Source organism: Pedobacter suwonensis (genome assembly GCF_044762335.1).
Classification (GTDB): domain Bacteria; phylum Bacteroidota; class Bacteroidia; order Sphingobacteriales; family Sphingobacteriaceae; genus Pedobacter.
This window is the reverse complement of sequence record NZ_JBIWEB010000035.1, coordinates 1-11,920: the sequence shown is the minus strand read 5'-3', so window position 1 is coordinate 11,920 and position 11,920 is coordinate 1. Positions and strand designations below refer to the sequence as shown.

Sequence of the window (11,920 nt, the reverse complement as noted above, 5' to 3'; positions counted from 1 at the left end):
CCCTCTAAATCATTAAAAGCGTAAAAACTGCCATTTGGGCCAAGCTGAACTGGGCCAAGGTCGGCATAACCGCCCGTTATAAATTTTGCCAGCCACGCTGTCCGCTTGTAGGATGGCATTTTCTGTAAACTATCGATATTCTTATAAATCAGAGCCTGCGCTTTCGGCAAAGTATCAGCTCGGAGATTTGTCCACAGATTATCTGTAGGTTTTTCTGTAATTAAATCAACCTGATGGCTATCTCCATTATAGAAACTAGAGGCCAGTGGCTCATTGATTTTGTAATCCGTAAAGAATACCGTTCTGTTTCCAAAAATCTTGGTCCCTTTAGCTTTCATCAGGCCAAAATCAGATTGCATATCACTTTTGACCAGGTAAAATCGACCATCAGGATATTGCGTAAAATCCTGTCTAACATCCATTCTTCTTACAAAATTGATATTGATGTGTTTGTTCAGACTTAGGATATCGGATTTAACGGCATAACGACCATCCATAGTGATGTACAATTTTCCCTCGAAAAGCAAATCGCCCAGATTTCTGGGCGTAAAACTGATTTCAATAAGACGTTCCTCTCCTTTACTTAGGGTATCGGTAATAAAAAACTTATAGAAATCGGGGGCATGGTCGGCAATTGGACTTAAAAACTGATTGGTAAGGATAAAAATATTATTGGCATAAATATCCGGGTTGCCATATAACCGATTCAGGTAAATATCAAGCGCAGCGGTATCAACAAGCGTATTATAATTTACTTCTTTATGGGCTTTTAAAATGTCAATATTTTTTGAGGGATGTCCTCTTGAATAGATATCTTCATACTTTTCAGCCATATAGACAGGTAAGGCAGTTTTTACACTGTCGTTTATCACCATGGAAGAATCGAGCAAGAACTTATATTTCGAAAATAATTTAGAGGAAAGAAATTTACCGGAAAGGTCGAAGAGTGAAAAACCAATTCTTTCATACTGATGATATTGAACATAATCGGCGGCTTGCATTCTGTTCATCTCTTTGTGGTTAATTACCTGTTGAATAAGGGAAACCGCAGGATTATCACGGTTTTTGTAATGCGTTTTTCCTGTAACGTGTACAGAAACTTCGTCCAATTGCATATTGCTCCCCTTCAACTGTACATTCAATATTTGTGTTTTTCCGGCAACAATCAGTTTCAGCACCGTTTTAAATCCCACGGAAGAAAACTTTAACTGCAAGGCTTTAGAAGTAGTCATAATGTTATAGCGCCCATCTTCATCTGTTTTTGTGCTTGCCTGGCCTCCTGCAAAACTGATTGTAACATTGGTTAAAGGTTGCATGTTTGAGGCATCAAGCACCTGTCCCTTTATAACCGTCGGTTGTTGAACGATTTTAGGATCTATATGGTTTTCAGCCAGTTTATTGGAATTCAACTTTACTTGTGCACTATCTTTTTGCTGGCCGAAAAGCAACGAGGGAGCTGTTAAGATTGATAAAACTAAAAAAACAATCTTTTTCATTTTGTTCATGATAGTGGGTTTAGATTTTTGTGCCAATAGAAAAAAGAGGAATTATTTATTGTTTACAACTCGCTTGAAAGAGATTGACTTGCTTAAGAACTCGAAATGCCAATAGCCTTTCACCTTCAGCAAACCGTTTTCTTCAAGGCTTACTACAGAGCTCCAGTCTCTGCCACTGAGTGGATCGTAAATGATACCATCCTCCCATCGGTCTGAATCTTCATTGTAATTCAAGCCCTTTAAAATTTCCATGCCCAAAAGTTTTCTGTGCCTCAAGGCTGGATCTGGATTATGGATATCCCTTCTAGTTTCCATTGGTCTGGACGGGTCGTCTTTATCACTGAACCAAGTTACAGTAGCCTTGAATCTGCCATTTTCTTTGGCAATATTAACCATCACATTTTTCTGTACCGAAATCCAATCACCAAGAATGAGGTCTGATTTCTTATGATGGCTTGCGATTTTCGGTGGGCATACTTGTAATCCAAAAACAGTAAAGTAGCCAACCAAAACGATTTTACCTAATGTCAGCATAAACTTTTTGGGTTAAAGGTTCATCAATACCGGTTGTTTGCTGTTCTTTATCTTTTTTGAGAAAAGGATAGGACAATAGCTTGGAAAAAGTTTTCATTTCTGATGATGGCGCAGTATCTACTCCGAAATTTATTTTCGACTCTTCCAGTTCCATGTATGTTCCAAACAATCTATCCCAAATGCAAAGAATATCGCCATAGTTGGAATCGGTGTACGGAAGTGTGTCATGGTGGTGTACCTTATGCAGACCAGGGGTGATAAATATCCAGCGAAGAATACGCTCCAATTTCGGCGGATAAGAAATAGAAGTATGCGCCATTAGGTTAGAAAAACTTTGAATAAACTGCCTTATTAGCAAAATAGCAATGGGTACTCCCGACAGGTATACCGTTAACACCATAAAACTTACCCGAACAAAGGTTTCGCCTGGGTGCTCGCGAACAGTTGTAGAAACATCAAGCTCGGTATCGCTGTGGTGGATAAGATGAAAATTCCACAAAAAAGCTGTTTTATGCATTGTAAGGTGATACACATATTCGAAAAAATCCATTAGTATAAATCCTGCAACGAACCTGATTAGAAAGCTATCGCCAATTGGAATTTTATTTAGCAAGCCCCAGCCATGTTCTGCGGTTAATTCGGTAACCTTGATAACGGCCAGGGTTAAGGGCAATTGAATAAGTGTTGCTGTTGCCAAAAAATGAAGATTTAAAACAGTATGGCACCATTTGGTTTTTATGGATTCTTTTCTAAACAGTATTTCTGAATTCCAAAGTACAATAATGGTTGTCGCGAAAAAAAAGAGTTGAAGCGTCGTTGAATGGTCTGGCTTGGCAGTCATATCTCTTACCTATTAATAAATCTGTTAACTTTTTATTTGCTTTCGGATATAGAATTATCTCCATCTGGAGCTGATGGTTCGATAAATTCATCAAGTTTTAATGGCTTGGCCTGCATGCCAACCGGAGAACGCTGAAAGGGAGCTACGAGCAATAGCCATGGCACTATATCATTCATTTTTCCGAGTAGAGATTCTTTCCCTGTATTTTCCATGGTCTTTGTTTTTATTATCAAGACAGGAGCATTTGCAAATAGTCCTATAAGAAAAATGAAAAACTGCTTAAATTTCTATCGAAATTTTATTTGTGCGTCTAAACTTGTAGAAGACTTTTGCCTGAAAGCATTTCTACAGGCTTGACACAGACACTCCAATATTAATTAATCATTTTATAAGAGGATTCTAAAAGTTGCCGGAACGGCATACCGAGAAGAAATTGATGACCGACTTATTTGATCAGCTCTGCAACGGTGGTCGATTCTGCAGATACATCTGTACAATAAAAATATCCAAGCGCTCCCCCAGAAACATTACCTTTTACAACTCCCGGATTGGCCGAGAAAAGGCTTTTCCAATCCGTTTCCTGAAAAACGTTATATAGATATTGCTCATAAGATTTGGAAAGCGAAAACTGATAGATATCGATTTTATCTGTAGAAAGGAGGGCAAAATCTGTTCGCTGCTCCAACACTGGCGAAAGCCCGTAAGGCGGTGCGTAATTGTGAATATAACAAAAGGGTTGTGTTTCGCTAAATAAGGATGGATTCCAGTCTTTTCCACCAGGCAATTGGTAAAATAATTGCATGCCTGATATTCCATCAAAAACATGTTTTGGTATAGATAGAATTAATTTTCCCTCATCGTTTATCGATTTCAAGTTAAGTGCTGCATTGCTAAAAGCATTAACTTTTTGTAAGGTATCTAGGGCGTCATAAGTAGAACCATTGTAAAGCACCTGGAGGTGGTATGTTGTGCCATAAAGTTTATTATCTGGAAGAATTCCACTATAAACTCCTGGTACATTTGATATTTTGAGCATTGTACCGTTGATGTAAACCTTCGCATCGTTAATTGGGCTAATGGGATTTTGCAAATTGTAAGATGGTTTTGTTAAGTAAATATATTGAGCTGCAGACAACGTATTTACACCACCTTCAACAACCAATGGCGCAATATTGGTCGGCGCGGGAAGAACTACCTTATCAACCAGTTCTTTTTTACATGAAAGGCAAACTACAAGAAGAAAAAAAATAGTGGTCAATCTTTTCATGTTTAAAATCTGAAATTATAAGATAATGATGGCATAATGCCTGAAAACGATTCTTCAAAGCCGAGGTTTTTATCGGGTTCGATGGTTGCCAAACGGTAAAACATTGGATTTCTTCGGTTATAAACATTATAAATCCCAAAGTTCCAGGTCGCTTCATACGCTCTTTTTTGATTGTCCTTTTTCGGTATTTTAGGATTAAGCTGAAAAACAATATCCAGTCTGTTAAAATCTGGAAATCTGGCATTGTTTCTTCCCTGGTAAATAGGGACTTTTGAACTATTGTAAGTATAATAGCCAACCGGTAATGTTATGGTTCGCCCTGTTCGGTAAGAAAATAATGATGAAAGCACCAGCCTATTACTAAGGGGATAGCTGAGCGACAGCTTTAAATCATTGGGAATATCATAGTTCGCGGCATAGCGTTGCCCATCGTTTATACCATCAATCTTTTTAAAAACACGCGAATAACTGTAATTTAAATTGGCCGTAAAACCTGCGATTTTCTGATGTGTAGACAGTTCGATACCATAACTATTTGCAATTCCGAAGCGGATAAATTGTTTGTAATCGGGATTAAGAATAATCTTTGCATGATCTAAAAGATCCAACTGATTGAACGACCTGCGAAAATATCCAGAGAAATTATAAACACTCTTTGGATTCTTAAGATAACTAAAGGTAGCCGAAAAAAAATCGGCACGTTGTGGCGGAACCAGGGGCCCCGAAGAAATATAGGTATCCATTGCCGAATAGGCCTGCTCATTGTTTTGCAACACCTGAAGATGCTGGATGGTACGGTTGTAGGAAAATTTAAGTAGACGGTCTTTCTTTAAATCGAAAATAAGTTGTGCTCGAGGCTCAAGGCTATAATGAGACCAAGAGGGGCCATAAATATTCTGCTCTATCTGGCTGGATTCATTATATATCCCTGCACGAATTCCGTACCTTAAATGTAAATAACTCAAAATTTCAATATCATTGTCAAAGTAAAGTGCATATTCTAGCGATGACACTCTGTTTAAGCTTGTGCTTTTGTCATCCACCAAGGTTTCGCCGGGTTTTAAATGATGTCTGGTACCAGAAACACCAAACTGAATATGGTTTTTTGAACTGTGGTAATAAGAAAAATCTGCCTTTAGGGCAACATCTCTAATCCCCGTGAGCCATTCGTTATTATCAGTGGATTTGTTATTTAGACTTAACGAACTTCGGTAATTACTATAAATGGCCGAAAAGTTCATAAACAATTTTGGCGTGTACACATGATTTAGCCTAAAAGTTACCGTAGTATTGGTCCAATCGTTGGCGAAATTATCCTCTGAAAATAGATGGTCGAAACCATGATAAAATGAGAGGTAAATACGGTCTTTAGTGCTTAATATAAAATTGGTCTTAAGGTTTATGTCGTAATAATTTGCATTTACATTAAAGTAACGAAAATCGTAGTTGAGCAAATCGACCAGACTTCTGCGGGCCGCAAAAAGAAATGAACTTTTGTTTTTTACAATCGGTCCCTCTATCGCTAATCCTGCAGATAGCAAACTAAGCCCCCCTTTAATGTGGTAATCTGTTAAACTTCCCTCTGCCAATTTGGTATCTACTACTGAAGAAATTCTGCCTCCATAACGAGACGGCATATAATCTGGATAAAGCTCCACATTTTTTAAGGCATCGATATTGAGGGTAGAAACCAGACCAAATAAATGAGAGGCATTATATATCGGTGCTTCATCAATCAATATCAAATTCTGGTCATAGCCTCCCCCCCTAACCGAAATTGCCGAACTGCCTTCAGATGCATTTTTAACCCCCTGTTCCATTTGTAGGGCTTTCATTGCATCAATTTCTCCAGCGAAATAGGGGATTTTCATAATATTCCGTATAGATGGCTTGATAATGGACTTCACCATCTCCAAAGAATCTTCGGAAGGGTTTTTGCCACTGATGCTTACCTGAGCCAACTCATAAACGTTCTTTTTTAAACCAATGCTTAAATATCTGTCCTTTGTGTGCTTAATCAACTGGTTATCTTGCTTGTATCCAACAAAATTAACTATGAGCGGATAGTACCCCTGCGGTAATGAGATTGAAAAATATCCATATTGGTTCGAAAATTGTTTTTCGTTACCAATTTCTAATAAGGCACCGATTAAGTTCTCTCCAGTTTCTTCATCAAAAACAATCCCGTTTAGGGTAAAAGGCACAGTAGCCTGTTTGTTAATTACAACTGAACCTGCGAGCATTCCGAACTCCAAACCACTATCTTTTAGTAAAAATGAAAGAATATTCCGAACGCGCTCGCTGTTAAAAATTTTGTCCTGAATTGCTTTTTGGGGAATAATCTCAGGCTCAAAGGCAATTGAGACCCCACTTTGTTTTTGAAATTTTTCTAGTGCTGTTCTAAGATCTATATTTTTGAAGGCGATAGAAACTTTTCTCTCTAAGGCAGCATTTTGGGCAAAACAATATGGACCTGAGCACAAAAAAATACCCAACCAGGCTAAAAAACCAAGTATGAAATGTTGTCTCCTACTCAAAGGTTATCAATTATACCAGTGTTGCCCATTACTTTTTCTTTAGATAAATTGTCTGTCCTTTAGTTGTCTGCTCTAGTTGAAGCGCCTTGCACACCACAGTGATAATATTATTTAAAGATTTCTTTTTAAATTCCGCTGTAAAGCGACGGTTCTTAAGCAAGCTATCTTCAATAACAACTTTTTGATGATAGGCCAACGCCAGTGACTTTGCGACCTCGGCCAGGGTTGCATTGTTAAAAATGAGATGATGGTCTGCGTACGCCTTATAATTTGGATCCTGGATAATACCTTTTGCAATTTTATCCTGGCTGAAATTATAGTTTGCCAGTTCACCAGCTTTTAAATTGACCATTACAAAATTCGCATCGTTCTTGTTAATGCTTACCTCACCCTCATTAACCGATACGGTTAAATGACCATCGGTAGAACCAATGTTAAAACTGGTACCAATATCTTTCACAACAATATTGTGATGCTCTATGCTAAAAGGGTATTTTCCATTGTGAACAACCTCTAAAAAGCATTCACCCTTAACCAGTTCTAATTTTCTTGAATGATTAAAATCTGCACTATAATAGGTAATCTTACTACCGGCATTTAGTGTGATTTTCGAACCGTCAGGAAGTGTGAAATGAATGGCCTCATTATTATTTGATGTTAAAGTAACCATGCGGGGAGCAGAAAAATAAATCGTGATCATCAATCCGACAACCAAAATAGCCGCTGCAGCTGCCCATCTTGAAACCTTAAGCGAAAGAATTTTAGTTTTTTTAACGGGTGGAAAATCAGACAATCCCATTTTGGAATGTAAAACCGATAACGAACTTTCTGTATCTAGCTTACGGTATGTATCCAGTAGGTCGAGATTTGTAAAATAACTTAAAAACAGCTGGTAAAGCTCTTCATTTTCAGTTGTTAACTTCCGCCAGTCTGAAAGCTTTTGTGCATCGTTCACTGAGATATTGCCATCCTGCTCATCCAATATAAGTTGCAGATAAGTTGATTCGTTAGTATTTGGGTCGAAATTCTCCATATTATAAGCTAGACAACATTAATATAAAAAAGACCTATAGACAATGGTGATAAAAAACACGATGATAATCGCATGCTCTAGATTTTCCCTCAATTTTTTATATCCATAGGTGAGATGATTTTTAACTGTTTTTATGGAAATCCCTAGTTGTTCGGCTATTTCCTGTTGCTTTAACTTATCGAACTTACTCATTAACAATACCTTTTGGCATTGACCTGGAAGCCGGAGAATAGCTTTTTCGAGGGCCAAAAGTTGATTTTCAAGAATTTCTGCATCATTTAATTCCGTTTCATTTTCTCTATCATCGCATTCAGATAATTCAATATGAACGGTAGTTATACGATCCCGTTTCAGCAAATTTAGCGAAGCGTTTACCACAGCTCGAGATAAATATCCAGAAAGAGAATAGGATAATTTTATCTTTCCAGCAAGATTCCAGATTTTAATAAATACATCATGAACCACTTCTTCTGCCATTTCTTCCCGGCGCAGATATTTATAGGAAATGGTAAAAAGCTTTTTATAATATTGCCTATAGAGTTTATCAAAGACTTGTCGATTTTGTATCGAAATCTCATTTAAAATCTTTTGGTCTTCAAATACCGTCGACATGATAAAAATACTTTTTAAGAATGATTGATTTGAAAAATGGTAGAAAAGCGTAGGACAGCCCTACGCTTTATTATTATCTATTTCCCAAATTCCAGAACTTTGAAAGTTCCCGGAATCATTTTTGGGCGCTGTCCCTCAACAGTACTTTTCTCAAAATTTGCTGTTGGAAGAAAAATGTGATGTGTAACGGCATCAAGGGCTATTGTCCTAGCTCCAGACTCAGATTTTATGGTTTCTTCTACCACGAATTTATCAGCTGAAACTTCTCTCACTACTGTGATGGTTCCTTCGCCGTTTGAGCTGTAAGCTAATTTTGTTGTTGCATCGAAAACCACACCGTCAGCGCCATCGCCAATTGGTAACTTAGCAATGTGTTTGCCTGTTTTAGCATCTAAAACAAGCATCACCTTGTTTGAACAAACCGTAAATAACCTCGAATTAGCTCGGTCTATTGCCAATCCTGAAGGCTCTTCGCCACCAACGAGTTTATAGCGAGATAATACTTTGAATGTTTTGCTATCAAAGCAAACAATTTCGCTCGTATCCTCAATGTTTACATAAATCTTTCCTTTTCCGTCAGAAACACCAGCCTCTGGCTTTCCACCCAATGGAATGGTTGCAACTACTTTATCTGTTTGTGGATCGATGACTGTAGCATCGTGGCTTTTGCCGTTAAAAACAAATACTTTTTGTGAATAGTCATCAAAAAAAGTAGCATCAGGGTTTTGTCCAACATTAATTTGCGCCATGACCGTTAGGTTTCTTAAATCAAAAACAGTACAAGTCCCCAATTTACCGTTCGTGGTATACCCTTTGCCTAAAGCACTTGCAATGGCAATTCCGTGTACGCCCGGTGTGTTGTGGATTACACCAACCGAATCGCCCGAAACTTTGCTCAAAACATTTACCTGGGTTCCGTGAGAAACAAAGAGGTTATTGTTCTTTTGGTCGACAGTCAGGTAGTCCCATCCTCCACTGCTCCCAATGCTGTGTGAAGTCAGCAAATGAATGCCTGTTTTCTTTTGTGCGCTTACCGATAGGCCTGTTGCAACCAATAAAGCGAGAGTTAAAATTTTCTTTTTCATCTTTTTAAATTTGTTTTGTGATGGAGCTACCATGATTTGATCATTCCACTGTGTGATTTTGAAAATCATTGCGGCTTCATTTTATTTTTTGAGTTGAATTTTAAACGATTGATATACTAAGTAACGGCCTGATTCTGTAGCAATTTGGGTTTTTAAGCTAATTCAAAATAATTGATAATGATTGAGGTAGAAATTAATAAGAAGATACAAACAGCAATAGCCAAGTAGATAACCAGCAACAACATCAGTAAGCCAGTGTGCGCCGAGGTAAACCCTGGATATCGAGACCAATATGATGATGGTTACACAAAATGTAGCAACAATCAACCTGATGATCAATGGTATTGTCTTCAATTTAAACATCAAAAAAACCAGAAACCCAAAGAAAACAGTATAAAAAAGGACGTGTCCGCTCGGAAAACTTTGTTGTCTTGTTATCTCGATAATCCTGACAAGATTTTTGGCAGGCCTTGGTCTGTTGATCAAATACTTTACAACTGAACTAAGCAGGCCTGAAATCATTGTAAAAAAAACAAATAAAGCCTCTCGCTTGAATTTGAAAAGCAAAAATAACAATGACACGACAGCTACAATTGGAATACTGTATTTAAAGTTGCCAAAACTACTTACAGCAGTCATAAAGGCATCAAAAAAAGCATTTCCATGTTCCTGAATTTCTAATGAAAACCATTTATCAAGAATTGTTGGTGGCAGCACTACAACGAAAAAAGTTAATGCAATAAAACCTGTAAGCGAAATCCAAAAAAGGTACTTCAAAAACGGTCTTCGTAAAAATTGTAATTCAGTATTAGCCATTTGCATGCGTAGCCTTTTTTGAATAAAATTTACGAATAAGACTTGGTAATGCCACCAATAGCAAAGGCAATGCAACAATAAACCCACCGATTACGGCAATGGCCAATGGTTGGTGAAGCTGTGCTCCTGCACCAATACCCAATGCTAATGGCATCAATGCAATAATTGCTCCTAATGCAGTCATTAATTTAGGCCGTAATCTGGTTGAAATGGCAAAAGTAATTGCATCATCTACGTCTTTATCATGCAACGATTCCTTGAACTGTAAGAAAGTAAAAATTGCATTCTCACCGATAATACCTACGATCATAATAAGCCCTGTGTAACTGCCCACGTTTAGCGGCGTACCAGTTATAAACAATGCTAAATAACTACCTGAGATTCCCAAAACAGAAATCAAGAGAATTAAAAACGCTATTCTGAAATCCTTGAAAAGGAATAAAATTACGCTAAACACCAGCAAACTTGATGCAATAAGAATGGTCAGCAATTCAGAAAAGGACTGCTGTTGCTCTTTGTAGGCACCACCATATTCGATGTGATAGCCTGAGGGCAGGTTTACTTTTGATCTGATGGCCGATTGAATATCCGTCATCACACTCCCCAAATCGCGGTTATCTAACCTGGCAGTAATTACCCCAATAGTCTGCAGGTTTTCTCGCTCAACTTCGGCACTACCCGATTTAAGTTCAACTTTAGCCAAATTCTGAATTGGAATAGCTGTTCCATTAGGTAAAAAAATCTTCATCCTCGAGATATCTGAAATACTAAATTTTCTACTGCCCGGATAAACCATCCGGATGGGCGAAAGCTGTTGTTTATCATACAAATCGCCGATAACATTTCCTTGCATGCCCGTTTGAACCTGCAACTGAAACGACGCAGGCGTTACACCATATTGAGCAAGCATAGCAAAATTAGGCTGAACATTCACCGTTGGCCCCGACAACACAATCCCGTCAAACACATCGGCCGTTCCGCTTACCCTTGAAACCAGATCCGCTACCTGCTTTGATAAGCCCTGCAACTTTTGCTGGTCGTTACCAAAAATTTTAATCTCGATTGGCTGAGTCGAACTCATTAAATCGCCGAGCATATCGCCAATTACCTGGCCAAAATCAACCACTAATGCAGGCTGTGTACTTTCGATATGCGCTCTGATATCAGAAATCACTTCATCGGTACTTTTCGTTCTGTTGGTTTTAAGTTGGATAAGGTAATCACCCGTATTGGGTTCGGTGATGAAAAAGCCCATTTGCGTGCCCGTTCTTCTCGAATATGCCTGCACATCAGGAATTTTAACAATTTCTTTCTCTACCTCTTTCAACATCCTGTCGGTTTCTTCAAGCGATGTACCCGGAGGAGATGCATAATCCAAAACAATACTCCCCTCATCCATTTCGGGCAAAAACCCCGTTTGTAAACGAGGAAAAACGATTGCTATCGAGGCAATTAAAATCAACATAAAAACAAAACTGATGTACGGTCGCTGAATAAAATAACGCACCCAGTTTTGTGGCTTAACTTCATGTACAACAGCTTGCTTACCTGATGCATTGTTGTGTGAATCTTTTGTGAGCAACAGATAAATTACGGGCAAACCGATCCAGGTTACAAAAAAGGAGCAAACCAGGGTGATAATCATCGTGTTGGTCATTACCTGAAAATAGGATCCTGCAACTCCTGTCATGAGTACGAA

The 11,920-nt window shown here is 38.2% G+C and carries 11 protein-coding genes; all 11 read right to left on the bottom strand.

Annotated features, from left to right (window positions below; translation table 11 throughout):
• A partial coding sequence (locus tag ACIQXP_RS24925) for a DUF5686 and carboxypeptidase-like regulatory domain-containing protein (protein ID WP_387508712.1) occupies positions 1–1,505 on the bottom strand: 1,505 nt, incomplete at its 3' end.
• A gap of 42 nt (positions 1,506–1,547) precedes the next feature.
• Positions 1,548–2,030 carry a DUF2147 domain-containing protein gene (locus ACIQXP_RS24920; RefSeq protein ID WP_387508714.1) on the bottom strand — a complete coding sequence of 161 codons (483 nt, stop codon included), beginning with the start codon at positions 2,028–2,030 and terminating at the stop codon, positions 1,548–1,550.
• Entirely contained in the window at positions 2,014–2,871 is an 858-nt protein-coding gene (locus ACIQXP_RS24915; protein ID WP_387508716.1) for a sterol desaturase family protein, read from the bottom strand. Before ACIQXP_RS24915 ends, ACIQXP_RS24920 begins: the two co-directional genes overlap by 17 nt.
• Positions 2,872–2,903: 32 nt before the next feature.
• Positions 2,904–3,083, bottom strand: a complete 180-nt coding sequence (locus tag ACIQXP_RS24910) for a hypothetical protein (RefSeq protein ID WP_387508718.1) — start codon at positions 3,081–3,083, stop codon at positions 2,904–2,906.
• Positions 3,084–3,316: 233 nt separating this feature from the next.
• Positions 3,317–4,138, bottom strand: coding sequence for a DUF4249 domain-containing protein (locus ACIQXP_RS24905; RefSeq protein ID WP_387508720.1), 822 nt, complete (start codon positions 4,136–4,138; stop codon positions 3,317–3,319).
• Between the two features lie 2 nt (positions 4,139–4,140).
• A complete protein-coding gene (locus ACIQXP_RS24900) occupies positions 4,141–6,675 on the bottom strand; it encodes a TonB-dependent receptor (RefSeq protein WP_387508722.1) in 2,535 nt (844 codons plus the stop codon).
• Between the two features lie 28 nt (positions 6,676–6,703).
• Positions 6,704–7,708: a FecR family protein gene (locus ACIQXP_RS24895; RefSeq protein ID WP_387508724.1), complete on the bottom strand. Its 1,005-nt coding sequence runs from the start codon at positions 7,706–7,708 to the stop codon at positions 6,704–6,706.
• Between the two features lie 18 nt (positions 7,709–7,726).
• On the bottom strand, positions 7,727–8,320 hold the full coding sequence (locus tag ACIQXP_RS24890) for an RNA polymerase sigma factor (RefSeq protein ID WP_387508726.1): 594 nt from the start codon (positions 8,318–8,320) through the stop codon (positions 7,727–7,729).
• Positions 8,321–8,397: 77 nt separating this feature from the next.
• Complete coding sequence (locus ACIQXP_RS24885) at positions 8,398–9,405, bottom strand: YncE family protein (RefSeq protein ID WP_387508728.1); 1,008 nt, start codon at positions 9,403–9,405, stop codon at positions 8,398–8,400.
• 162 nt (positions 9,406–9,567) lie between these two features.
• Positions 9,568–10,182 (bottom strand): phosphatase PAP2 family protein, encoded by a 615-nt coding sequence (locus ACIQXP_RS24880; protein ID WP_387508730.1) that lies wholly within the window; start codon positions 10,180–10,182, stop codon positions 9,568–9,570.
• A gap of 31 nt (positions 10,183–10,213) precedes the next feature.
• Positions 10,214–11,920 (bottom strand): efflux RND transporter permease subunit (locus ACIQXP_RS24875; protein WP_387508732.1); only part of this gene is annotated, 1,707 nt, incomplete at its 5' end.